The following is a 23,049-nucleotide window of genomic DNA, read 5'->3' as shown; positions in this document are numbered from 1 at the left end:
CTGTCGAGCCGGTCGAGATCACCGAAGGGTTATTTTATGTTGAAGTATAACAAACTTGCTGCGGTTGCTTTCGCAACAATCGTTACCTTTCAGGCTCCGGCCTTCGCGGCCGATGCCAAGGACCCCGTTGTCGCCAAGGTCGGCGATGTCGAAATCCATCAATCCGAACTCGATCTGGCAATCGCCAACCTCGATCCGCAGCTCGGCCAGCTTCCGGACGACCAGAAGAAGGTCGCAGCGCTTTCGGCCTCGGTCGATGTAAAGCTGCTGTCGCAGAAGGCCGCCGCCGAGAAGCTCGATCAGACGCCGGACTTCCAGGCTCACATGGCCTATCTGCGCGACCGCGAGCTGCATAATGCCTACTTCAAGGCTCACGTGGCCGACGCCATCAAGGATGATGAAGTCAAGGCTCGTTACGACAAGGAAGTCGCAGCCCTGCCGAAGCAGGAAGAGGTTCATGCCCGCCATATCCTCGTGAAGACCGAGGACGAAGCCAAGGCGATTATCAAGGAACTCGATGCCGGCAAGGATTTTGCCGCACTTGCCAAGGAAAAGTCCACGGATCCGAATAAGGCTGACGGCGGTGATCTCGGTTATTTCGGCCATGGCCGCATGGTCAAGGAATTTGAAGACGCGGCTTTCGCGCTTCCTGTGGGAACCTACACGAAGACCCCGGTCAAGACCGATTTCGGCTGGCACATCATCAAGGTCGAGGACAAGCGCAATGCTCCTCCTCCGCCGTTCGATCAGGTCAAGGACCAGGTTCGTCAGCTTGTCATGCGCGACAAGTATCTTGAGCTCCTGAACAAGGCCAAGCAGGATACCAAGGTCGTCATCAACGATCCGGCGCTCAGCAAGGCTTATGACGACGCGCAGAAGCAGCAGGATGCAGCACCGGCTGACGACGCCGTTGCTCCTACTGATGGTGCGGCAGCGCCTGACGCTCAGCCGCAGCAGTAATTGACAGCAGTCAAACAATCAGGGCCCGGTTTTCCGGGCCCTTCACTATTAGGTGGCTCTCATGTCCGGTTCCGTCTCTCCGCTCGCTCCTAAAACCTTTGCTGCCATGCCCGCCCTTCGCGGCGTGCGCATGACCACGGCATCCGCCGGTATCAAGTACAAGAACCGGACCGACGTCCTGCTGATGGTCTTCGACAAGCCGGCGGCCGTTGCCGGTGTCTTCACCCGTTCGAAGTGCCCTTCGGCTCCGGTCGATTTCTGCCGTAAGAACCTGGCGCACGGCAGCGCGCGCGCCGTCGTCGTCAATTCCGGCAATGCCAATGCCTTCACCGGCCTGAAGGGACGCCAGGCGACGGAACTGACCGCCAAGTCCGCGGCGGCCGCCGTCGGCTGCGGAGAAAATGAAGTTTATCTCGCCTCCACCGGTGTCATCGGTGAGCCGCTTGACGCCACCAAGTTTGCCGGCGTGCTTGATACGATGGCGAAGGATGCGACAAGCGATTTCTGGTTCGAGGCCGCCAAGGCGATCATGACCACGGATACCTATCCGAAGGTCGCGACCCGCACCGCCGAGATCGGCGGCGTCAAGGTCACGATCAACGGCATTGCCAAGGGTGCCGGCATGATCGCGCCCGACATGGCGACGATGCTCTCTTTCGTGGTCACCGATGCCGATATTTCCTCCACCGCGCTGCAGACGCTGCTGTCCGAAGGCGTTGGCCCGAGCTTCAATTCGATGACCGTCGATAGCGATACCTCGACCTCGGACACGTTGATGCTGTTTGCCACCGGCGCTGCCGCAGCTGATGGGCAGGCGCATATCGACCGCGCGGACGATCCGAAGCTTGGTGCCTTCCGCGCAGCGCTCAACGAGTTGCTGAAGGATCTCGCCATTCAGGTCGTTCGTGACGGCGAAGGCGCGACGAAGATGCTCGAAATTACGGTGACTGGCGCCGAAAATGACGCGGCCGCCAAGCGCATCGCCCTTTCGATCGCCAATTCGCCGCTGGTCAAGACCGCTGCCGCCGGCGAAGACGCCAATTGGGGTCGGGTCGTCATGGCTGTCGGCAAGGCGGGCGAAATGGCGGATCGCGACAAGCTTGCCATCTGGTTCGGCGATGTCCGCGTCGCCGTCAACGGCGAGCGTGACGCTTCCTATTCGGAAGAAGCCGCCTCGAATGTCATGAAGCAGCAGGATATTCCCGTGAAGGTCGATCTCGGCCTCGGCAATGGCCGCGCAACGGTCTGGACCTGCGACCTTACCAAGGAATATGTTGCCATCAATGGCGACTACCGGAGCTGATACCTAGCTGATGCAAGCGCAGTCCACGATAAACAAGCTGCCCCTGGTGCGCAGGCTGGAAGCCGTCGGCTTCCGGGCCTGGCCCGCCTCGTCGGTGCAATATGATGGCAGCTGGCAGATTCGGCTAACAGCGGGTCATCCGTCGAAGCGGCTGAATTCTGTCGTGCCGCTCGATCCCTCAGACCATCGCGATCTCGAAATCAGGCTGGCTAAGGCACAGCGCAAGTTCGAGGCCTATGGCAGGCCGATGGTCGTGCGCGAGACGCCTCTCGCCTCGCCGAAGCTCATCGATCTGCTACGGGAGCGCCGTTGGACGTGTTTTGATGAGACGATCGTCATGACCGCCAATCTCGTCGATCTCGAACTGCCTGACATGCTGGACCATCTGCCGAGCCACGATGTTGGCCGTTTTGTCGATGCTAGCCTTATCGTCGATGAGGCCGATCCGGCTTTGAAGCCGGCATTGGCCGAGGTGGTGAGCGGCATCAAGCCGCCATCGGGCCTCTTCGTCATCGAAAATGATGATGCCGGACCGGTGGCGACAACGCTCTGCGTGCAGGACAATGATCTTGCTGGCGTCATGTCGGTTGCCGTCTCGCCGCAGCATCGGCGCAAGGGCCTCGGAGCCGAGATCCTGACTTCGGCGCTTCGCTGGGCGCGCATGCGCAGCGCGAAGACCGCCTGGCTTCAGGTCAGCGCCGACAATACTCCGGCTTTAGCGCTCTACGTTCGTTTCGGCTTCCGCGAAGCCTATCGTTATTGCTATTGGCGACCGCCGGGGGCTGCATGAACGAGATTGGCCGCAAAATCGTTCTCGTGGCCGCCTGCGCGCTCATCGACGCCGATGGCCGTATCCTGCTGGCACAGCGCCCCGAGGGCAAGTCGCTTGCCGGCCTCTGGGAATTTCCCGGCGGCAAGGTCGAGGCTGGCGAGACGCCGGAGGAGACCTTGGCGCGCGAGCTCCAGGAAGAACTCGGCATCCAGACGAAAATCGCCTGTCTCGCGCCGCTGACCTTCGCCAGCCACACCTATGAAACCTTCCATCTGCTGATGCCGCTGTACATCTGCCGGCGTTACGAAGGAATCCCGCATGGCCGGGAAGGGCAGGCGATCAAATGGGTGCGGCCGCAGGCTCTGCGTGACTATCCCATGCCGCCCGCCGACGAGCCGCTGATCCCGTTCCTGCAGGATCTGCTTTAACTTTTTATGGCAAGGGCTGAGGGAGCGCCGCCGTGGGGCGGCGTCGCGCCGTGTCTAGATATCCTTGAATTTGAAAGTCGATTTTGCCAGCTGATCGAGGGGGAAGACGCCCGGTCCTCTAGGGATGCATCCGTCTTCGGCATTTTGCGGAGCAAATCCGTCAGCATGTCAGATTGCCTGTCACATTCGCGGCGAATTGCCTCCAGATGTTCGAGCATCAGTCCAAGGGCAAAAATCACGGCGCCGCTAAAAGCCTAGGAAAGGGCGCCTATCAGCCCTGCCGCTACGCCGGCTGCACTTCCAATAAACAACGTCGCAATCCCAGGATCGCAATACCAATCACCAAACCACCAACCGCCTTGAGCAAACCTGCCATGTGTAAATTCCTGCAACCCAAGATAATAAAATATGACTTGGGCAGTATATCATGGCGCGCAAGCGTCAGCCTCTATTATTTGGTGTATGGAGGAAATTCTCTGGCAGCGCGTGTGTCTGCGAGGCGAGTTTGATGTCCCGTAGCGGGCCGCACCATTTTCGGGTTTACGCGGTGACGGTGTGAAATGCGTTAAGGCGGTGCATCGCATTTATGGTTAACGAGAATTAGCCATTTAATATCAGCCTGATAATGCGAATCACGTACTGTCCCGGAACTTTACGTCTCATTAATTTGCATGTGGATATTAAGGGATCGTTTATGACCTTCTGGCATTGAATTCTCTCAATCAAGCGGTTGTTGGGTGCGTTAAAGAAGGCTTGACATAATGGACGACGATTTCTGGAAAGCTGTTCAGGAGAAAGAGCAGTCCTATTCCACGTCGCGCAGGACGGGCGCGTTGAATATCGCTTTGCTGTTCGGTACGGCGGCGGTGGCGCTTTCGCTTATTCTCACGCCGATGCTCTCCGACAAATCAAAATCGCGCGTGCTTGCAAGCGCGCCGGATATTGACAATATTACCACGGGTTCGATCCCGCAGACGGAAAACGGCAAGCGGTATACGATCCGCCGCAGCGTTTTGCAGCAGGAACCGGGTTCGGTTTGTATCGTCCAGGGCTATGGTGCCGACAGCGGCTGCCAATAGAGAAATTCCAGGAAAAGTGCCTAGCGGTTTTCCGTCCGGAATTGCGTAGAAACAAAAAGATGGAGCGTTTTGCGATTCAAAAGAAAGCACAAACGCTCTGGCGCATGAGCATAGCCTGCCGGATGCCATGACGAGCATCGGATTTATCAGTTGTCCAATGCTGGGAGCTTCGAGCTTATGCGTTCCGTTCGGCGTATTTTCACCGATAAGACCGGTGCCACGGTCATTGAATACGGCCTCATCGCAGCCTTGATGTCGGCTGCAATCATCAGCGGTGTCGGCGCCTTCGGGGGCAGCCTCTCACGTACATTCAACCTTCTGTCCGATACGGTTCAGAATTCGGCTGCGTCCCAGAACTGACACGGCTGCCTACTGCTTCAGCTTGTGCTCTTCAACCTTGAGCGCATCGGCCAACCGCGCCTTGGCGGAACCAGGCCGCAGCGGCTTCTGCTGACTTTCATGCGGGGTCCAGCCCGAGACGTAGATGATCGAGAATGTCGCCTTGATCCGCCCGTCCGGATCGGAATAACGTTCGGCGTAAAGCTCGGCCGCACGCAGAAAGAAGGCACGCGTCAGCGGCTTGCGGCTGCGATCGACCAGCGGATTGGTCATGCCCATGGCGCGCAGGTCGCGCATCAGGGCAAACAGATTGTCGTAGCGTACGGTGTAGTTTTCGGCATCTATGACGGGCAGGGTAAAGCCGGCACGCTGAAGGAGACCGCCGACATCGCGGACATCGGCAAACGGGATGACGCGCGGGCTGGCGCCCCCCGTCAGCTCGATTTCGGTTGCGAGCAGCACGTCGCGCAATTCCTGCAGGGTTCCGGAGCCGGGGATCGCCGCCAGGAAAAGCCCGTCGGCCTTCAGCGCGCGGCGGATCTGGATGAAGACGCCAGGTGTGTCGTTGGTGACGTGCAGGCTGAGTGGCGAAAGTACGAGATTGACCGATTCCGCCTCAAGCGGCAGTTCCTCTGGCGGCGCCTCGATGATAGTCTCGCCGGGAGCGGCAAAACCCATTTCGCTTTCGATCCTTTTCAAATGACCGATCTTGCCCGTCGCCAGGGCGAGCCGCGCAGCGATGCCGGTCGCTCCATGCAGTTCGACGGCTTCGTCGAAATGGCGTTCGGTGACGCCAAGCCGTTCTGCCAGTTCGCCGGCGGCAATGTCGAGCAGGAATGCCGCTTTCGGGTCGCCTTGTCTCAAGGCCCGGCGCTTGCGGGCTGCAAGCAGCGATTGGTCGAATACGATTTCCATGGTGGTTTCCTGCACTATCATCAATTCGGCGGGGCGTGCCGGCACGCGCGTTTTCTCTTGCGCAATTCCGGACGGAAAACCGCTATACACTTTTCCCGGAATTGCTAGTCTCAATCATATGGGGATGATGGGACGTGAAATCACCTTGTCGATGCTGGGCGCCGGGCTGAAAAGACCCTGGGTAGCGCTTGCTGACCTTGTCTATCCGCCGGCCTGCCCAGGTTGTGGAGTGTCCGTCGGCGCGCATCGCGGTCTTTGCCCGGCATGCTGGTCAGGCATTCGCTTTATCGAGCGGCCCTATTGCGAGGTGCTCGGCAGTCCGTTTTCCCATGATCTTGGTGCCGGCATTTTGAGTGCCGAGGCAATTGCCGATCCGCCCGTCTTCGATCGCCTGCGTTCCGCCGCCGTTCACGACGGCATCGTGCGCGATCTCGTTCTCAGCCTGAAATATCGCGATCGTACCGATCTCGCTCCGATGATGGCCGGCTGGATGCTGCGCGCCAGCGACGGCACGATTGCGGATTGCGATGCGATCATTCCGGTGCCGTTGCATCGGGCCCGGCTGTTTGCGCGCAAATACAATCAGGCTGCCGAGCTTGCTCGCCACATTGCCCGTCTTTCGGGCAAACCGCTGCTCGCCGTAACGCTCCTGCGCGTCAAACGCACGAGCCAGCAGGTGGGTCTGGGAGCCAAGGCGCGACAAGACAATGTGCGCAGGGCTTTCGCCGTCTCCGAGCATCGGGCGGCCGATATATTCGGGCGGCGCATCGTTCTGGTCGACGACGTTTATACGACCGGCGCCACGGTTGCGGCTGCTGCGCGGGCCCTGAAGAAAGCAGGGGCTGCCGATGTCACGGTTTTGACCTTTGCAAGGGTCGTCGGCCATCTTATATGACAATCGATATAGGCTTTTCCGGAGTGGATCATGGCATCCGTCGTTATCTATACGCGTGAATTCTGTGGCTATTGCGCCCGTGCGAAATCCCTGCTCGAATCCAAAGGCGTCGACTATGTCGAGCACAACGCGACCTATTCGCCCGAACTGCGGCAGGAGATGATCGCGAAGTCGAACGGCGCCGCCACCTTCCCGCAGATTTTCATCAATGGCGAGCATGTCGGCGGCTGCGACGACATCCATGCGCTCGACCGGGCCGGCAAGCTTGATTCGATGCTGGCAGCCTGATCCATATTGACGAGGGAGAAACCGATGAGCTTCAAGGCTGCTGCCATCCAGATGTGTTCCGGTGTCGATCCGGTGAAGAACGCGGCTGACATGGCGCGCTTGGTGCGCGACGCCGCTTCACAGGGCGCCATCTACGTGCAGACGCCGGAGATGACCGGTGCCGTGCAGAAGGATCGACCGGGCCTGCGCGCCGTGCTGCGTGACGAGCCGAACGATATTATCGTCAAGACGGCGTCCGAGCTGGCAAAAGAGCTCGGCATATACCTGCATATCGGCTCGACCGCCATTGCGCTGGATGACGGCAAGATCGCCAATCGCGGCTTTCTCTTCGGTCCCGATGGCAAGCTCATCAACCGATACGACAAGATCCATATGTTCGACGTCGATCTCGATAATGGTGAGAGCTGGCGCGAAAGCGCCGTCTATCGGCCGGGGTCGGAGGCGCGCATCGCCTCGCTGCCTTTTGCCGAACTCGGCTTTTCCATCTGCTACGATGTGCGCTTTCCGCAGCTTTTCCGCGCTCAGGCAGTTGCCGGTGCCGAGGTGATGACGGTACCTGCCGCCTTCACCAAACAGACGGGCGAGGCGCATTGGGAAATCCTGCTGCGCGCCCGTGCCATCGAAAACGGCATGTTCGTCATTGCCGCCGCGCAGGCCGGCAAGCATGAGGACGGCCGTGAGACTTTCGGCCATTCGATGATTATCGATCCCTGGGGCAAGGTGCTGGCATCCGCCGGTGGCGCGGGCGAGGCCGTGGTCATCGCCGAGATCGATGTTACCGCTGTCAAGTCAGCTCATGACAAGATACCGAACCTGAAGAATGCGCGTGAATTTTCGCTGGAGAAGATCGCGACGCCGGCGGCTGGAGGCGTCGCTGCTTGATCCGTTATTCGCTTACCTGTGACAATGCCCATGAGTTCGAGGGCTGGTTTTCTGAAAGTGCCGATTTCGACCGCCAGGTCGCAAGCGGTTTCCTCACCTGTCCGGTCTGCAATTCGGCTGCGATCTCCAAGCAGCTGATGGCGCCTTCGGTTTCGACCGCGCGCAAGAAGGACGAGATGCAGACGCTTGCCATGGATACTGCCCGCAAGCAGGCGATGGCAAAGCTCAAGGAAGCGATAGACGCCATCAAGGCCAATGCCGAGGATGTCGGCGCCAAATTCCCGGAAGAGGCCCGCAAGATCCACTACGGCGAAGCAGATGCGCGTGGGATCATCGGCAAGGCGACGCCAGACGAGGCGCAAGCCTTGGTCGAGGAAGGCATCGAGATCGCCGCCATTCCCGTTCTGCCCGACGACGTCAACTGATGCCGGCGACCGGCAGCAAACATCTCGCCATGTATAATTTCGGGCTGCATGTTGCCTATGAGAGCCCCGAGGTCGAGGGATTTCGGCTGCGCGAGGCGGCGAATTTCGAAGCCGCTGCCCGCGCTGATGGCTTTATTGGCCGATCCGGTTACTCCGGCGAGCCGGGCATTCCCTGTTGGGGTCAACAGGTCTTTCCGCGTTTCATAGAGGGCAGTGGCTTTCAGACGGCGCCATCGTCGCTGTCGCTTTGGGCCGATATCGAATCGCTGATGGCATTTACCTATAGCGGCGTGCATGCCGAAGCCCTGAAACATGCGCGGCACTGGAATGTCAGGCAGAGCTGGCCGCCATTGGTCCTCTGGTGGGTGGATGCAGGGGTCGTTCCGCAGTGGAAGGACGGCGTGGAGCGGTTGGAATATCTTCACGATCATGGTGCCGGCCCGGCTGCCTTCTCGTTCAAGCAGCCGTACGGGCCTGATGGTCGGCCTCAGGAGATCGACCGCCTTCGCATTAAAGAGATCGTTGCTCGCAATGCCGTAGGCCAGAGTGAGTTGCTGGCGCATGTGCTGACATTGAAAGTTTGAAACGAAGGTCTGAGGCAGGTTTGCAGTCGCGCGATCAGCTCAGGTTCGCGCGTTTCGCCAGCAGCATATAGTTGACGTCCATATCCTTGGATAGATTCCAGCGGTCCTGCAGCGGTGAATAGAAGACGCCGGTGCGGGCGGTGATCTCGAGACCACCTGCGGCAAGCGGCTTTTCGATTTCTTCCGGACGCACGAGCTTTTCATACTGGTGGGTGCCGCGTGGCAGCCAGCGCAGAACATTTTCGGCAGCGAAGATCGCAAGGGCCGCTGCCTTCATGGTGCGGTTGATGGTCGCAACAAACATCAAGCCGCCGGGGCGCACCATTTTCGCGCAGGTCAACAGGAAGAATTCGACGTCGGCGACATGCTCGACCACTTCCATGTTCAGCACGATATCGAAGGTTTCGCCGGCTTCGGCCAATTGTTCGGCGGTGACGGCGCGGTAGTCGACGGGAACGCCGGAGGCTTTCGCATGCGTCGAGGCGATGCCGATGTTCTTTTCCGACGGGTCGGCGCCGATGACGGTGGCACCCATGCGCGCTACCGGCTCCGACAGCAGGCCACCGCCGCAGCCGATGTCGAGCACCCGAAGGCCCTCAAGCGGTCGGCTGCTCTTCGGATCGCGGTCGAAATTCTCGCAGGCGCGGTCGCGGATATAGGCCAGACGGACCGGATTGAACTTGTGAAGCGGCTTGAACTTGCCGGTCGGGCTCCACCACTCGGCCGCCATGGCGGAAAAACGGTCAACTTCGCTCTGGTCGATTGTACTCTTTGCCGTTTCGCTCATGGTTCACTCCATCATTTGCGTCGTTCTGTGGTTCGGACGACTGCAAGCAATAATTCTACCTGAAGGGTGAAGTCGGACGATCGATGCGCGATGTCAAGGGCCTGCGGTCTTCGATCAGCTGTGGGGTATCTCGATTGCGCGATGCGAATTGCGGTGCGGAGGTTGACATGGCGGTATTTTATGGCCGATCAATCGCCAGGTTGTGAAATGGACTTTCGGAACCGGGATCGATTGCGATCGACTGGCCTGTAGAGGAGCTCCTCATGAGACCACTCCGTCTCGCGACGGTCGTCGCCATGTGCTGGTTTGCGGCCAGCCATGCATGCGCCGGGGACGGCAAGGGGTTTCGCCTGACGATCGATGGAGTCAGCGTCGGCATCAATCCCGGCGATACGCTCGAAGTCACCATGAAGGATGGCCGCAAGGTCCCGGTGGAGCTGCAGCGCAGCGAGACGGTGACCTTCACCGGCGGCAAATTCTCCTTCGATCATGATGGCAAGTTCACGGTCGCAAAGACGGATCTCGGCGACGGCGTGCAGCAATATGCGCTGATGACGCCGATCGGCACCGGCATCATCGTGCAAGTCTATAAGGGTCTCAACCCTTCCAGCTATACCGATGTCGTACTCCAGCAGATGGTGCAGGAGAGCATCAATGGCGGCGCGAAAATCAGCAAGCGATCAACCCAGCGCACATTGCCGAGCGGCACAGTGCTGAAGGGCGTAAAGGCCGAGACGACCACGGACGACGACGTCATGGAGTATGAGATCGTCGCGACCGGCCGTCCGGAAGGCGGCGTGCTTGTCGCCACGTTCCTCAACAAAGAAAATATCCCCAAGGAAGGGGGTATTCTCGACAAGCTCTGGTCGACTTTAAAAGTGGATTTTTAGAGTAAACTTTTCATCGCCTCTGCGTCCGATGCTATTGCGCCTGCCCGACAAACTCGCTAAGAGACGGCCCCATTGAGATCACGCTTTTCCGGCTACCGAACCGGGAGGGCGATTTTGCATGTCGGGCTTTCCGCATTCGGCCGCCCGGCGCAGGGTACTGGTAGAGGCACATGGCACGCATCGTGATGAAATTCGGCGGGACCTCCGTCGCGGATCTGGACCGTATCAAGAACGTCGCACGCCATGTGAAACGCGAGGTCGATGCCGGTCACGAAGTGGCAGTCGTCGTTTCCGCCATGTCCGGCAAGACCAACGAACTGGTCGGCTGGGTCCAGAACATGCCGAAAGTCTCCGGCGCCAATCACTCGATCTACGATGCGCGCGAATATGACGCCGTCGTGGCGTCGGGAGAGCAGGTCACCTCCGGTCTGCTGGCGATTGCGCTGCAGGCCATGGGCATCAACGCCCGTTCGTGGCAGGGTTGGCAGATCCCGATCCGCACCGACAATGCGCATGGTGCGGCCCGCATTCTCGACATCGACGGCGAAGACATGATCCGCCGCATGAAGGAAGGGCAGGTCGCTGTCGTCGCCGGGTTCCAGGGTCTAGGCCCGGATAATCGCGTCGCGACGCTCGGCCGCGGCGGTTCCGACACTTCGGCCGTTGCGATCGCCGCCGCCGTGAAGGCCGATCGCTGCGATATCTATACGGATGTCGATGGCGTTTACACGACCGACCCGCGCATCGAGCCGAAGGCGCGCCGCCTCAAGAAGATCGCCTTCGAGGAAATGCTCGAAATGGCGTCTCTTGGCGCGAAGGTGCTGCAGGTGCGCTCGGTCGAGCTCGCCATGGTGTTCAAGGTCCGCACTTTCGTGCGCTCTTCTTTCGAGGATCCCGATGCTCCGGGCATGGGCGATCTGCTTAATCCGCCCGGAACGCTGATTTGTGACGAGGAAGAAATCGTGGAACAGGAAGTAGTCACCGGCATTGCCTATGCCAAGGATGAGGCTCAGATTTCGCTGCGTCGTCTTGCCGACCGGCCGGGTGTTTCCGCCGCCATCTTCGGGCCGCTGGCCGAAAACCACATCAATGTCGATATGATCGTCCAGAACATTTCCGAAGACGGCTCCAAGACCGATATGACCTTCACGGTCCCCTCGGGCGATGTCGAAAAGGCGCTGCGCGTTCTTGGCGAAAACAAGGAAAAGATCGGCTACGACGTCGTCCAGAGCGAATCAGGTCTGGTCAAGGTTTCGGTCATCGGCATCGGCATGCGCTCGCATGCAGGCGTGGCTGCGACCGCTTTCAGGGCACTTGCCGAAAAAGGCATCAACATCAAGGCCATTACGACGTCAGAAATCAAGATTTCCATCCTGATTGACGGTCCTTATGCAGAACTCGCAGTCAGGACTTTGCATTCCTGCTACGGTCTGGATAAGAGTTGAGTCACGACTGCTGACGACGGACCGTGACGGAGGCGAATTTCGGCCGGCCCTGACGTGGGCAAGACGGGCATGACATCTTGATTCGGGAGCTAGTGGCGCAATGAGAGACCTATCCGGCGGTCCACGCGTTCTGCTCAAGCGGCTACGCGAATTGATGGCGGAGCCGCTGGAGCCGCAGGAGCGCCTTGACCGGATCGTCCGCCAGATTGCCAGCAACATGGTTGCCGAGGTTTGCTCGGTCTATGTGCTGCGCGCCGACGGTGTCCTTGAGCTTTATGCCACCGAGGGTCTGAATAAAGAGGCCGTCCACCTTTCGCAATTGAAGATGGGGCAAGGCCTCGTCGGCACGATTGCCGCATCCGCCCAGCCGCTCAATCTATCCGATGCACAATCGCATCCGGCCTTCCGCTACCTGCCGGAAACCGGCGAAGAGATCTATCACTCCTTCCTCGGCGTGCCGATCCTACGCACCGGCCGTTCGCTCGGCGTTCTCGTCGTCCAGAACAAGGCGAGCCGCAATTATCGCGAGGAAGAGCTTGAGGCGCTCGAAACGACGGCCATGGTGCTGGCCGAGATGATCGCGACCGGCGAGCTGAAGAAGATCACCAAGCCTGGCCTGGAACTCGATCTCACTCGCTCCGTCACGATCGATGGCGACAGCTACAATGAAGGCATCGGCCTCGGCTATGTCGTGCTGCACGAGCCGCGCATCGTCGTTACCAACCTGCTGAACGAGGATGCCGACAAGGAAATCGGCCGTCTCGCCGAAGCGCTCGGCTCGCTGCGCATTTCGATCGACGACATGCTGTCGCGCCGCGACGTTTCCATGGAAGGCGAGCATCGCGAGGTGCTTGAGACCTACCGCATGTTCGCGCATGACCAGGGCTGGGTGCGCAAGCTGGAGGAAGCCGTCCGCAACGGCCTGACCGCCGAAGCCGCCGTCGAAAAGGTGCAGAGCGACACGAAGGCGCGCATGATGCGCCTGACCGATCCCTATCTTCGCGAGCGCATGCACGATTTCGAAGATCTGGCGAACCGACTGCTTCGGCAGCTCATCGGCCATTCGGGCCGCACCAGCGCGGAAGGTTTTCCGAGCGATGCTATCATCTTTGCGCGCGCCATGGGTGCGGCAGAGCTGCTCGACTATCCGCGTTCCAATATTCGCGGTCTTGTGCTGGAAGAGGGCGCGGTCACGAGCCACGTTGTCATCGTGGCGCGTGCCATGGGCATTCCGGTCGTCGGACAGGCGGTAGGTGTTGTCGCGCTGGCGGAAAATGGCGATCCGGTCATCATCGATGGCGATGGCGGCCATGTTCACCTTCGGCCGATGGCCGATCATCAACGTTCCTATGAAGAGAAGGTGCGGTTTCGCGCCCGCCGGCAGGAGCAGTTCCGTGCGTTGCGCTCCGTCGAGCCGGTCACCAAGGACGGGCAGCGCATTTCTTTGCTGATGAATGCCGGTCTCTTGGTCGACCTGCCGCAGCTCTCCGAATCCGGCGCCGAGGGTATCGGCCTGTTCCGCACCGAGCTGCAGTTCATGATCGCCTCGACCATGCCGAAGGCGGATGAGCAGGAAGTCTTCTATCGCAATGTCATGAAGCAGGCGGGCGGGCGCGTCGTCACTTTCCGCACGCTCGACATCGGTGGCGACAAGGTCGTGCCCTATTTCCGGGCACATGAGGAGGAGAACCCGGCGCTCGGCTGGCGTGCCATCCGCCTCTCGCTCGACCGGCCGGGCCTGTTGCGCACACAGCTGAGGGCCATGCTGAAGGCTGCAGCTGACAACGAATTGAAGATGATGGTGCCGATGGTCACGGAAGTTTCCGAGATCAGGGCCGTCCGTGAGCTTTTGCAGAAGGAAGTGCAGCACCTCTCGCGCTTCGGGCATGGCCTGCCGCGCAAGCTGCAGTTCGGCGCCATGCTTGAGGTGCCGGCGCTGCTGTGGCAGCTGGATGAACTGATGGCGGAAGTCGATTTCGTCTCGGTCGGCTCCAACGACCTGTTCCAGTTCTCGATGGCTGTCGATCGTGGCAATGCCCGCGTTTCGGATCGCTTCGATCCGCTCGAGCGGCCGTTCCTGCGCATCCTGCGCGATATCGTGCGGGCTGGCGAACGCAACAAGACGCCGGTGACGCTTTGCGGCGAACTGGCGGGCAAGACGATTTCGGCCATGGCCCTGCTCGGCATCGGTTTCCGCTCGGTTTCGATGTCGCCGGCCTCGATCGGCCCGGTCAAGGCGATGCTGCTCGGGCTCGATCTCAAGGCCTTGTCCGAAGTCATGGAAGCCGCGCTCGATGACAAGCAGCCGACGAGTTCCATGCGGGATATCCTTGTGCGCTTTGCCGAGAGCCACAATATTCCGCTTTAGCGCGCGATCCTGAAAAACACGAAGCGGTTTGCAGGCGGGATCATGCGCATCACAACATCAAAGCAGAGATAATAAGAAGAATTGGAGTAGAGGGTGGCGAAGCTCCCTGTTGAAAAAATGCGCGAATTGGAACGCCGTTTCGGTGAGATCGAGGCGCGCATGTCTGCCGGTCCGGCTGCGGATGTCTATGTGAAGCTTGCTTCCGAATATTCCGAGTTGCAGCCGGTCGTGACCAAGATCCGCGATTATGAGCGCGCTCTTGCCGAAGCAGCCGATCTCGAGACCATGCTCTCCGACAAATCGGTCGATCGCGATATGCGCGATCTCGCCGAAATGGAGCTGCCCGAGGTCAAGGAGCGCATCGAGACGCTGGAACAAGCCATCCAGATCGAGCTTCTGCCGAAGGATGCGGCTGACGAAAAGAGCGCGATCCTCGAAATCCGGGCCGGCACCGGCGGCTCCGAGGCCGCCCTTTTTGCGGGCGACCTTTTCCGGATGTATGAACGTTTCGCCGCCAGCAACGGCTGGAAGGTGGAGGTGCTTTCGGCGAGCGACGGCGAAGCGGGTGGTTTCAAGGAAATCATCGCCACCATCAGCGGCAAGGGCGTGTTTTCGCGGCTGAAGTTCGAATCCGGCGTCCATCGCGTGCAGCGTGTGCCGGAAACGGAGGCGAGCGGCCGCATCCACACCTCGGCGGCAACGGTCGCCGTGCTGCCGGAAGCCGAGGAAATCGATATCGAAATCCGGCCCGAGGATATCCGCATCGACACCATGCGTTCTTCGGGCGCCGGCGGCCAGCACGTCAACACGACCGACTCCGCCGTGCGCATCACGCATCTTCCCTCCGGCATCGTCGTCACGAGCTCGGAAAAGTCGCAACACCAGAACCGCGCTAAGGCCATGCAGGTGCTGCGGTCTCGCCTGTTTGACATGGAGCGCCAGCGGGCCGACAGCGAGCGTTCCGCCGACCGCAAGAGCCAGGTCGGCTCCGGCGATCGGTCTGAACGCATCCGCACCTATAATTTCCCGCAGGGGCGCGTGACCGATCACCGCATCAACCTGACGCTCTATAAGCTCGACCGGATGATGATGGGCGAGATCGACGAGGTGGTCGATGCGCTGCTGGCGGATTATCAGGCGAGCCAGCTCGCCCAGCTCGGCGAACAGGCATGAGTGGCGGGCAGGGGCCAACCATATCCGGGCTCCTGCAGGAGGTGCGCGCGCGTTTTACCGGGGCCGATCTCGATGATCCCGCCACGGAAGCACGCATTCTTGTTGGCGGTCTTCTGCATCTTTCCGCGACCGGCCTCGTGACGCACGGTTCCGAGCCCGTATCCGAGGATGATGCGGTGATGGTACGCGCGGCGATCGCCCGCCGGCTCAATCATGAGCCGGTCTATCGTATTCTCGGCGAGCGGGAATTCTATGGCCTGCCGCTGCGGCTTTCGGCTGCGACGCTCGAACCGCGGCCCGATACGGAAATTCTCGTCGATACGATGCTGCCGCATGTCAGGCGCCTTGAATCCCAGATCGGCAATATCCATATACTGGACATCGGAACGGGAACTGGGGCCATTTGCCTGGCCCTGCTTCATGAATGCCCTAAAGCGATGGGCGTTGGTTCCGATATTTCCAGCGAAGCGCTGGAAACCGCTCGCGGGAACGCGGAGCGAAATGGCTTGGCGGCGCGGTTCAGAACTGCGCAGGGAAGCTGGTTTGAAGCCATCCACGAACGTTTTCACGTGATTGTCTCAAATCCGCCCTATATTGCGTCTAATGTCATTTCCACTCTCGCTCCAGAAGTAAAGGATTTCGATCCTCCCATGGCCCTTGATGGGGGCCTTGACGGGCTGGATGCATACAGGGCGATCGCAAAAGATGCGGCTCGATTTCTATATCAGAATGGTATGATTGGTGTGGAGATCGGCTACGATCAGCGTGAAACGGTTACTTCGGTTTTTGAAGGAGCAGGATTTTCCCTTGTCGAGGCGGTTCGGGACTACGGCCAGAACGACCGGGTTCTTGTGTTTGAATTTCAACATTAACGTGACATTTTGCAGCGGATTTGTGGAACCCCGTTGTTATCGCAAAGAAAAAGCTTGGATTTCCTGAGGAAGCAATATAGGTTGCGCTCACGCGTTGGGCGGCTGGGAATGAACGAGACGATTCGCTCATCTTGGACAGCCTCGGGGATCCGCTCTCTGATAAGAGTGTCAAAGGTTGAAGATAACCCAATGCGTGATCAGTTAATCTGACGTAGTCGAGCGGCAGACGAGCGCTAAAGCGCAGTTTGCTTGCGGCACGCAGGCCCCGGTTCGGAAGTGTCCGATCCGCGGCGGCAGGTGCCGTGTATGATTTTATCCCAACGAAGAGAATTCAGGTGAAGGATCTATGAGGCCAGGACAGCAAAACAAGCGCGGTCGGGGGCGTGGTAATAACAACAACGGCGGCGGCGGAAATAACAACAACAATTTCAACCGCAAGGGCTCGAACCCGCTGACCAGGACTTACGACAGCTCCGGTCCCGATGTGAAAATCCGCGGAACCGCACAGCACATCGCCGAGAAGTACGCGGCCTTGGCTCGCGATGCTCAAAGCTCCGGCGACCGTGTCATGGCGGAAAACTACCTGCAGCATGCCGAGCACTACAATCGGATCATTGCCAGCGCCCAGGCGCAGATGCAGGAGCGTTACCAGCGCGACGATCATCACAACTATAATGACCGCGATAATGCCGAACGCGATATCGACGATATCGATGCGCAGGAGATCGACGATCAGCCGCAGATGGCTCAGCCCCACGGTCGCCAGCAGCAGGCTGCTCCAGTGGTTGCTGCCGCTCCGGCCAGCGAGCCCGAGGTCATCAACGGCACCGGTCCACAGCCGGTGATCGAAGGGATTCCGGCCGAAGTGGCGATCGAAGAGGAAACTCCGGCTGTGGCAGCCACCGAGCGCCAGCCGCGCCGCCGCAGTGCCGGCGGTAACCGCCCGCGCCGCCAGCCGCGCCGCAGTGCTGCCGGTGGCGACGGTGAGGGCGAAGCCGCTTCCGGCGAAGCTCCGGCCTTGGCGGACGCAACCTCTGAATAAGACTTCTGCGCCTTCTGGCGCAGGTGGTCACAATATTGAAACGGCAACGGCAGTGCGAGATGCGCTGCCGTTGCCGTTTTGCTGTGGGCGAATGGAATGGGCGGAATGGTTACCAGGTCGCGAGAGGAAAGATTCGATGTCATCGACGACCGAAGCCGGGGTTGAGCTGGTTGAGCCGGCCAATAAGTCGGCGGGCTGTGGCGACAAATCTCGCGCTTTTTTCGCGTTTTATACCCTTTAAACTCTCCAGATATCCTCCCATATCTCCTCCAGTTGTCTTGCCGCAAATCTCAATGGCGGAAAGGCGGGGCCTGCCTCTAGAGGGGGCTCAATCTCAATCATCGGTCTGTGCCGGATCCGGGCAGAGCGATTCATGGAGGTCTCATATGAATATTGAAAAATACTCCGAGCGGGTACGCGGTTTCCTGCAATCCGCCCAAACCAATGCGCTTGCACAGGGTAATCAGCAGTTCACGCCCGAGCACGTTCTCAAGGTGCTTCTGGACGACGACCAAGGCATGGCCGCTTCGTTGATCGAACGTGCCGGCGGCGACGCCAAGGCTGCCCGCATTGCCAATGATGCCGCACTTGCCAAGCTACCCAAGGTTTCCGGCGGCGATGGCCAAGTCTATCTCTCGCAGCCGCTCGCCAAGGTCTTTGCCACTGCCGAAGATGCCGCGAAGAAGGCGGGCGATAGTTTCGTTACCGTCGAGCGTCTCTTGCAGGCTTTGGCGATCGAACCCTCGGCTTCCACTTCGGCAACTCTAAAGAATGCCGGCGTGACGCCAGTTGCTCTCAATCAGGTCATCAACGATATCCGCAAGGGCCGTACGGCCGACTCTGCCAATGCGGAGCAGGGCTTCGATTCCCTGAAGAAATATGCCCGCGACCTCACCGCCGAGGCTCGCGAAGGCAAGCTTGATCCCGTGATCGGGCGTGACGATGAAATTCGTCGCACGATTCAGGTTCTGTCTCGCCGCACGAAGAACAATCCTGTGCTGATCGGTGAGCCCGGCGTCGGCAAGACGGCGATCGTCGAAGGATTGGCGCTGCGCATCGTCAATGGCGACGTGCCGGAATCGCTGAAGGACAAGAAGCTGATGGCGCTCGATATGGGCGCGCTGATTGCCGGTGCGAAGTTCCGCGGCGAGTTCGAAGAGCGGCTGAAGGCCGTGCTCAACGAGGTGCAGTCGGAAAACGGCGAGATCATCCTGTTCATCGACGAGATGCACACCCTTGTCGGTGCCGGCAAGGCCGACGGCGCGATGGATGCATCCAACCTGCTGAAACCGGCCCTTGCGCGCGGCGAACTTCACTGCGTCGGCGCGACCACGCTGGATGAATACCGCAAGCATGTCGAGAAGGATCCGGCCCTTGCTCGCCGTTTCCAGCCCGTCATGGTCGAGGAGCCGACGGTCGAAGACACGATCTCGATCCTGCGCGGCTTGAAGGAAAAGTATGAGCAGCACCACAAGGTGCGTATCGCCGATGCCGCTCTGGTGGCCGCTGCAACCTTGTCGAACCGTTACATCACCGACCGCTTCCTGCCGGATAAGGCCATCGACCTGATGGACGAGGCCGCAGCGCGTTTGCGTATGCAGGTGGATTCCAAGCCGGAAGAGCTCGATGAACTCGATCGCCGCATCATCCAGCTGAAGATCGAGCGCGAGGCGCTGAAGAAGGAAACCGACCAGGCCTCGGCTGATCGGCTGAAGCGGCTGGAGGGGGATCTTGCTTCGCTGGAAGAGGAAGCCGATGCGCTAACCGCGCGCTGGCAGGCCGAAAAGCAGAAGCTCGGTCTCGCCGCCGATCTGAAGAAGCAGCTCGACGATGCCCGCAACGAGCTCGCCATTGCCCAGCGCAAGGGTGAATTCCAGCGTGCCGGCGAGCTTGCCTATGGCGTGATCCCCAATCTGGAGAAGGAACTCCACGCCGCGGAAGAGCAGGATAGTGCCCGCGATTCCATGGTGCAGGAGGTCGTTACCGCCGACAATATCGCCCAGGTCGTTTCCCGCTGGACCGGGATCCCCGTGGATAAGATGCTGGAAGGCGAGCGCGACAAGTTGCTGCGGATGGAAGACGAGCTGGCAAAATGGGTCGTCGGCCAAGGTGACGCCGTTCAGGCTGTGTCGCGTGCCGTTCGTCGCTCGCGTGCCGGCTTGCAGGATCCGAACCGGCCGATCGGCTCGTTCATCTTCCTCGGTCCGACGGGTGTCGGCAAGACGGAGTTGACGAAGGCGCTTGCACGCTTCCTTTTCGACGACGAGACGGCAATGGTGCGTATCGACATGTCCGAGTACATGGAGAAGCACTCCGTAGCGCGGTTGATCGGTGCCCCTCCAGGCTATGTCGGCTATGAGGAAGGCGGTGCATTGACCGAAGCCGTCCGCCGCCGGCCCTATCAGGTCGTACTGTTCGACGAGATCGAAAAGGCACATCCCGATGTCTTCAACATTCTGCTCCAGGTTCTGGATGACGGACGTTTGACGGACGGACAGGGCCGCACGGTCGATTTCCGCAACACGATGATCATCATGACCTCCAATTTGGGTGCCGAGTATCTCACCCAGCTGAAGGATGGCGATGACAGCGATCTGGTGCGCGAACAGGTGATGGAAGTCGTCCGGTCGCATTTCCGGCCGGAATTCCTGAACCGTATCGACGAGATCATCCTCTTCCATCGCCTGAAGCGCGATGAGATGGGCGCGATCGTGGACATTCAGCTCGAACGTCTGCTGAAGCTGTTGTCAGAACGCAAGATCACGCTCGAACTTGATGACGATGCCCGCCATTGGCTGGCCAACAGGGGTTACGATCCAGTCTACGGTGCACGGCCGCTGAAGCGGGTGATCCAGAAATATGTCCAGGATCCGCTCGCCGAGCAGATCCTGTCAGGCCAGATTCCGGATGGCTCGCTCGTCAAGGTCACCAGCGGTTCGGATCGGCTGTTGTTCCGTGCAAAGCAAGCTGTGAACGAAGCAGCCTAAGCGGCAGCTGGTGAATGAATAGGGATGGCGGTCTTCGGGCCGCCATTTTTCTTTCAGGCCGAACAGTGATGAGCGGGCAAGGCAATATCCGCGACAGCCGCTACTTGCTGGCTATCTGCTTCGTCTTCTCGTCGGTGAGCAGGGTGTCGATGCGCTTGCGCTCTTCCTGGAACTTGGCGAGTGCATCGCCTTCCAGCGATTTGCCGCCGGGAAGGCGGATGCGTAGCGGGTCGACTTTCGTACCGTTGACGATCAGCTCGTAGTGCAGGTGCGGGCCGGTCGCGAGGCCTGTTGAGCCGATAAAGCCGATCACCTGTCCCTGCACCACCTTTGCGCCCGGCACGACGCCTTTGGCAATCGCGCTCTGGTGGTTGTAGGAGGAGACGTAGCCATTGGCATGGCGGATCAGTGTCTGATTGCCGAAGCCACCTGAATCCCAACCGGCTTTTTCGACGATGCCGTTGCCGGCCGCGATGATTGGGGTGCCGCGCGGGGCTGCCCAATCGACGCCGGTATGCATGCGCGCAAAACCGAGGATCGGGTGGCGGCGCATGCCGAAGCCAGATTTGAAGACGCCCGTCGGAACGGGGTTGCGCAGCAGGAACTGCCGGATGCTCTTGCCGTTCTCGTCGAAGTAGTCGATCGAATGATCGGTCGGATCCTCGAAGCGATAGAAGCGGGTGACGTTGTCGCCGAACCTGGCGTTGACGTAGAGCAGTTCGGAATCGGCCGTCGCCTGTCCCTTGTCGTCGGTGACCGAGAAGAAGGCTTCCAGTGAATCCGTCGGTTTCAGTTGCGCCTGGAAATCGACATTGCTCGCAAGCAGCTTGACGATCTGCGCCACCATCTCCTTGGTCATGCCGTAGGAAAGGGCGGCGCGATAGATGCCGTCATAGACGCTCGGCAGGTCGCGGCCGGCCGCAACAGCTGGCAGGTCGTTGTCGAAGGCCGTGGCGATGGCATCGAGCATCGGCGGTGCGCTGCCGGCGACGAATTCGCCGTGGTCGTTCTGCGCGATGGTGAGCAGATGTTTCGTGCCGCGATAGATGCTAGCGCGGATGATCTTCGCCTGCTCACCCTTCTGAAGGATGCCGATACGCAACACGTCGCCGGCGGAGACATCGGACGAACCGAAGAGCGGCTGGATCTTGGCTGCGACATCGTCCGCGTCGGCCTTGAGGTAACCGGATCCGATCAACGCTGCGGCAATCGACATGTTTTCGCGGACGGGAATGATGTCGTCGGCAAATTCTTCCGTCTGTGCGGTCACGGCTTCCGGAGCGGAAACCGACATGTTCTCTTCAACGATGCGGGCTGCAAGGCCCGCCGTCAGGTCGACGTCGGATTCGTCATTGGCGAAACGACGCGGATCGACATAATAGAGCGCGGAAAGCTGGGTATTACCGTCGGCCAGCACCGAACCGTTGGAACGGACATTCTCTTCGACCTCATCGAGCGACATGGAGCCGGCGAGCTGGAAGGGAATATCCTTTGTGGGAAAGGCAATCGTCTTCAGGCTGACTTCGGATTCGACGTCCGATCCATAGATGGCGCCGGTCTTGTTGGCCGGCTGCGGTATGTTGTCATCCGTCGAAAAGATCGCCAAGGGATCGAAGGGCGGGTAGCTCTCGCTGGCGATGCGATTGGTGGCGAGGGCAATCTTCACATGGGCGAAGGGCTGGCGGCGCACCACCTCCTTGTCGCCATCGCGCACAACGGTCGATACTTCGAGAATATTGCGGTCGGACGGCTTCGAGGCGATCGCGGTGGAAATCAGCCGGCTGCCGCGGGTGACCTGGTCGTCGGTGGCATTATGATTGTCCGATGTCGCATAGGCTTCCGCGGGGATCGCCAGCTGCTGGCGGCCGTCAAGTGCGGCAAACAAAGCCACGCCCATCAGGATGCTCGACGTCAGGCCTGTCAGGAAGGTGCCGGAAAGCCAACGGAGAGACACTTCACGCCGATCCGGCGCCCGCCGGCCATCGGCCAGGATAGGCGGCTCGTTGCCGAGCGATCGAAGCATCATCTTGTCCGTCATCATGCCGATCGTGATCCGCTTCCTTCATGCGAGCCGCAGGCTGGGGGCGAAGATGTGCATATTTATGACAGGAGTGTCAAATCAACGGGCCGTTTTTTGCGGCGATCCGTATGCTGTTTCCCACAAAATGGCAGGGTCGCCGATGAAGATAGGGACGTAGAAATGCGGTTTTGCGGCTCGTTCCGTCATCATGCAGGCCGCCCGACGCTCCCCATAGGATATCTCTGGGTGTTTTTGCAGGCTATTCTCGATGACCACAGGGATATTCACAAAACTAACATAAGAATCAATCAGTTATTCGTTTTTTGATTTTTTTCAAAATAGGCCTGTTGACTTGGTTCGGAGGTAGGGTCTATAAGCCCGATCACTGACGAGGGCGGCGGCGCTGCTGGCGACGAAGTCTCTCGCTCTGGTGTTTCCTGGATTGGCTGCGATGCTGATTGTTGGTTCTGGGCTGGGCCTGGGATTGAAGGAAGCTCTGTTTTTGACTGGGATTACTGGTCTGTTATTTGACAATTGAAGATGAGAAGAAAGAGAAACGTGGGCGGCGGAGCTTCGCGGGACCTGGAGAGATCTG

General features: G+C 59.7%; 21 protein-coding genes. 18 read left to right on the top strand and 3 right to left on the bottom strand.

Translation table 11 applies throughout. The features are described from left to right. Nucleotides 1-36: 36 nt before the first annotated feature. The 6 genes from PH558_RS19100 (at nt 37) to PH558_RS19075 (ending at nt 4,902) form a co-directional block, all read left to right on the top strand. Complete coding sequence (locus PH558_RS19100) at nt 37-960, top strand: peptidylprolyl isomerase (protein WP_095435973.1); 924 nt, start codon at nt 37-39, stop codon at nt 958-960. Between the two features lie 61 nt (nt 961-1,021). Further along, a complete protein-coding gene (gene argJ / locus PH558_RS19095; RefSeq protein WP_095436369.1) occupies nt 1,022-2,263 on the top strand; it encodes a bifunctional glutamate N-acetyltransferase/amino-acid acetyltransferase ArgJ in 1,242 nt (413 codons plus the stop codon). 10 nt (nt 2,264-2,273) lie between these two features. Continuing rightward, on the top strand, nt 2,274-3,053 hold the full coding sequence (locus PH558_RS19090) for a GNAT family N-acetyltransferase (protein ID WP_285206056.1): 780 nt from the start codon (nt 2,274-2,276) through the stop codon (nt 3,051-3,053). Next, a complete protein-coding gene (gene mutT / locus PH558_RS19085; RefSeq protein WP_285206055.1) occupies nt 3,050-3,463 on the top strand; it encodes an 8-oxo-dGTP diphosphatase MutT in 414 nt (137 codons plus the stop codon). The genes PH558_RS19090 and mutT overlap by 4 nt, the downstream gene beginning before the upstream one ends. A gap of 761 nt (nt 3,464-4,224) precedes the next feature. Beyond that, nucleotides 4,225-4,542, top strand: a complete 318-nt coding sequence (locus tag PH558_RS19080) for a hypothetical protein (protein ID WP_069612953.1) — start codon at nt 4,225-4,227, stop codon at nt 4,540-4,542. 177 nt (nt 4,543-4,719) lie between these two features. Further along, nucleotides 4,720-4,902, top strand: coding sequence for a Flp family type IVb pilin (locus tag PH558_RS19075; protein ID WP_095435969.1), 183 nt, complete (start codon nt 4,720-4,722; stop codon nt 4,900-4,902). 9 nt (nt 4,903-4,911) lie between these two features. Here PH558_RS19075 and PH558_RS19070 read toward each other — a convergent pair whose 3' ends face one another. Then, nucleotides 4,912-5,796, bottom strand: coding sequence for a methyltransferase domain-containing protein (locus PH558_RS19070; RefSeq protein WP_095435968.1), 885 nt, complete (start codon nt 5,794-5,796; stop codon nt 4,912-4,914). 118 nt (nt 5,797-5,914) lie between these two features. On the opposite strand from PH558_RS19070, the gene PH558_RS19065 reads away from it, so the two are divergent. Genes PH558_RS19065 through PH558_RS19045 form a run of 5 tightly spaced genes read left to right on the top strand, consistent with a single transcriptional unit; the run spans nt 5,915 to nt 8,870 of the window. Beyond that, complete coding sequence (locus tag PH558_RS19065; protein ID WP_285206054.1) at nt 5,915-6,691, top strand: ComF family protein; 777 nt, start codon at nt 5,915-5,917, stop codon at nt 6,689-6,691. A gap of 30 nt (nt 6,692-6,721) precedes the next feature. Beyond that, nucleotides 6,722-6,979, top strand: coding sequence for a glutaredoxin 3 (gene grxC / locus PH558_RS19060; protein ID WP_285206053.1), 258 nt, complete (start codon nt 6,722-6,724; stop codon nt 6,977-6,979). Between the two features lie 24 nt (nt 6,980-7,003). Then, complete coding sequence (locus PH558_RS19055) at nt 7,004-7,861, top strand: carbon-nitrogen hydrolase family protein (RefSeq protein WP_095435966.1); 858 nt, start codon at nt 7,004-7,006, stop codon at nt 7,859-7,861. After that, nucleotides 7,858-8,286 carry a DUF1178 family protein gene (locus PH558_RS19050; RefSeq protein ID WP_113408973.1) on the top strand — a complete coding sequence of 143 codons (429 nt, stop codon included), beginning with the start codon at nt 7,858-7,860 and terminating at the stop codon, nt 8,284-8,286. The genes PH558_RS19055 and PH558_RS19050 overlap by 4 nt, the downstream gene beginning before the upstream one ends. Beyond that, nucleotides 8,286-8,870: a DUF3291 domain-containing protein gene (locus PH558_RS19045; protein ID WP_285206052.1), complete on the top strand. Its 585-nt coding sequence runs from the start codon at nt 8,286-8,288 to the stop codon at nt 8,868-8,870. The genes PH558_RS19050 and PH558_RS19045 overlap by 1 nt, the downstream gene beginning before the upstream one ends. 34 nt (nt 8,871-8,904) lie before the next feature. Here the strand turns inward: PH558_RS19045 and ubiG are convergent, their stop codons facing one another. Further along, nucleotides 8,905-9,657, bottom strand: a complete 753-nt coding sequence (ubiG, locus tag PH558_RS19040) for a bifunctional 2-polyprenyl-6-hydroxyphenol methylase/3-demethylubiquinol 3-O-methyltransferase UbiG (protein WP_285206051.1) — start codon at nt 9,655-9,657, stop codon at nt 8,905-8,907. A 263-nt stretch (nt 9,658-9,920) separates the two neighbouring features. On the opposite strand from ubiG, the gene PH558_RS19035 reads away from it, so the two are divergent. The 7 genes from PH558_RS19035 to clpB all read left to right on the top strand — a co-directional run bounded on the left by PH558_RS19035 (nt 9,921) and on the right by clpB (nt 20,434). Then, nucleotides 9,921-10,547, top strand: coding sequence for a hypothetical protein (locus PH558_RS19035; protein WP_113408970.1), 627 nt, complete (start codon nt 9,921-9,923; stop codon nt 10,545-10,547). 170 nt (nt 10,548-10,717) lie between these two features. After that, entirely contained in the window at nt 10,718-11,992 is a 1,275-nt protein-coding gene (locus tag PH558_RS19030) for an aspartate kinase (RefSeq protein ID WP_069612962.1), read from the top strand. Between the two features lie 100 nt (nt 11,993-12,092). Beyond that, nucleotides 12,093-14,360 (top strand): phosphoenolpyruvate--protein phosphotransferase, encoded by a 2,268-nt coding sequence (ptsP, locus tag PH558_RS19025; RefSeq protein ID WP_285206050.1) that lies wholly within the window; start codon nt 12,093-12,095, stop codon nt 14,358-14,360. Between the two features lie 93 nt (nt 14,361-14,453). Then, nucleotides 14,454-15,533, top strand: a complete 1,080-nt coding sequence (gene prfA, locus PH558_RS19020) for a peptide chain release factor 1 (protein WP_285206049.1) — start codon at nt 14,454-14,456, stop codon at nt 15,531-15,533. Then, nucleotides 15,530-16,405, top strand: a complete 876-nt coding sequence (prmC, locus tag PH558_RS19015; protein WP_285206047.1) for a peptide chain release factor N(5)-glutamine methyltransferase — start codon at nt 15,530-15,532, stop codon at nt 16,403-16,405. The genes prfA and prmC overlap by 4 nt, the downstream gene beginning before the upstream one ends. A gap of 346 nt (nt 16,406-16,751) precedes the next feature. Beyond that, nucleotides 16,752-17,447, top strand: coding sequence for a DUF4167 domain-containing protein (locus tag PH558_RS19010; RefSeq protein ID WP_285206046.1), 696 nt, complete (start codon nt 16,752-16,754; stop codon nt 17,445-17,447). Between the two features lie 386 nt (nt 17,448-17,833). Then, nucleotides 17,834-20,434, top strand: a complete 2,601-nt coding sequence (gene clpB, locus PH558_RS19005; RefSeq protein ID WP_095435958.1) for an ATP-dependent chaperone ClpB — start codon at nt 17,834-17,836, stop codon at nt 20,432-20,434. 100 nt (nt 20,435-20,534) lie between these two features. Here clpB and PH558_RS19000 read toward each other — a convergent pair whose 3' ends face one another. Next, complete coding sequence (locus PH558_RS19000; protein ID WP_095435957.1) at nt 20,535-22,475, bottom strand: M23 family metallopeptidase; 1,941 nt, start codon at nt 22,473-22,475, stop codon at nt 20,535-20,537. Nucleotides 22,476-23,049 lie beyond the last annotated feature (574 nt).

The sequence above is a fragment of the Rhizobium pantanalense genome (genome assembly GCF_030182525.1).
Taxonomy (GTDB): Bacteria; Pseudomonadota; Alphaproteobacteria; order Rhizobiales; family Rhizobiaceae; genus Rhizobium.
Note: the sequence above shows the minus strand (reverse complement) of the source record. Positions and strands in the feature narration are given on the sequence as shown.

What these genes read in the sequence shown, in the direction of transcription:
- PH558_RS19100 (WP_095435973.1), top strand. Translation starts at nt 37, where the DNA reads ATGTTGAAGTATAACAAACTTGCTGCGGTTGCTTTCGCAACAATCGTT.
- argJ (WP_095436369.1), top strand. Translation starts at nt 1,022, where the DNA reads ATGTCCGGTTCCGTCTCTCCGCTCGCTCCTAAAACCTTTGCTGCCATG.
- PH558_RS19090 (WP_285206056.1), top strand. Translation starts at nt 2,274, where the DNA reads ATGCAAGCGCAGTCCACGATAAACAAGCTGCCCCTGGTGCGCAGGCTG.
- mutT (WP_285206055.1), top strand. Translation starts at nt 3,050, where the DNA reads ATGAACGAGATTGGCCGCAAAATCGTTCTCGTGGCCGCCTGCGCGCTC.
- PH558_RS19080 (WP_069612953.1), top strand. Translation starts at nt 4,225, where the DNA reads ATGGACGACGATTTCTGGAAAGCTGTTCAGGAGAAAGAGCAGTCCTAT.
- PH558_RS19075 (WP_095435969.1), top strand. Translation starts at nt 4,720, where the DNA reads ATGCGTTCCGTTCGGCGTATTTTCACCGATAAGACCGGTGCCACGGTC.
- PH558_RS19070 (WP_095435968.1), bottom strand. Translation starts at nt 5,796, where the DNA reads ATGGAAATCGTATTCGACCAATCGCTGCTTGCAGCCCGCAAGCGCCGG.
- PH558_RS19065 (WP_285206054.1), top strand. Translation starts at nt 5,915, where the DNA reads ATGGGGATGATGGGACGTGAAATCACCTTGTCGATGCTGGGCGCCGGG.
- grxC (WP_285206053.1), top strand. Translation starts at nt 6,722, where the DNA reads ATGGCATCCGTCGTTATCTATACGCGTGAATTCTGTGGCTATTGCGCC.
- PH558_RS19055 (WP_095435966.1), top strand. Translation starts at nt 7,004, where the DNA reads ATGAGCTTCAAGGCTGCTGCCATCCAGATGTGTTCCGGTGTCGATCCG.
- PH558_RS19045 (WP_285206052.1), top strand. Translation starts at nt 8,286, where the DNA reads ATGCCGGCGACCGGCAGCAAACATCTCGCCATGTATAATTTCGGGCTG.
- ubiG (WP_285206051.1), bottom strand. Translation starts at nt 9,657, where the DNA reads ATGAGCGAAACGGCAAAGAGTACAATCGACCAGAGCGAAGTTGACCGT.
- PH558_RS19035 (WP_113408970.1), top strand. Translation starts at nt 9,921, where the DNA reads ATGAGACCACTCCGTCTCGCGACGGTCGTCGCCATGTGCTGGTTTGCG.
- PH558_RS19030 (WP_069612962.1), top strand. Translation starts at nt 10,718, where the DNA reads ATGGCACGCATCGTGATGAAATTCGGCGGGACCTCCGTCGCGGATCTG.
- ptsP (WP_285206050.1), top strand. Translation starts at nt 12,093, where the DNA reads ATGAGAGACCTATCCGGCGGTCCACGCGTTCTGCTCAAGCGGCTACGC.
- prmC (WP_285206047.1), top strand. Translation starts at nt 15,530, where the DNA reads ATGAGTGGCGGGCAGGGGCCAACCATATCCGGGCTCCTGCAGGAGGTG.
- PH558_RS19010 (WP_285206046.1), top strand. Translation starts at nt 16,752, where the DNA reads ATGAGGCCAGGACAGCAAAACAAGCGCGGTCGGGGGCGTGGTAATAAC.
- clpB (WP_095435958.1), top strand. Translation starts at nt 17,834, where the DNA reads ATGAATATTGAAAAATACTCCGAGCGGGTACGCGGTTTCCTGCAATCC.
- PH558_RS19000 (WP_095435957.1), bottom strand. Translation starts at nt 22,475, where the DNA reads ATGATGACGGACAAGATGATGCTTCGATCGCTCGGCAACGAGCCGCCT.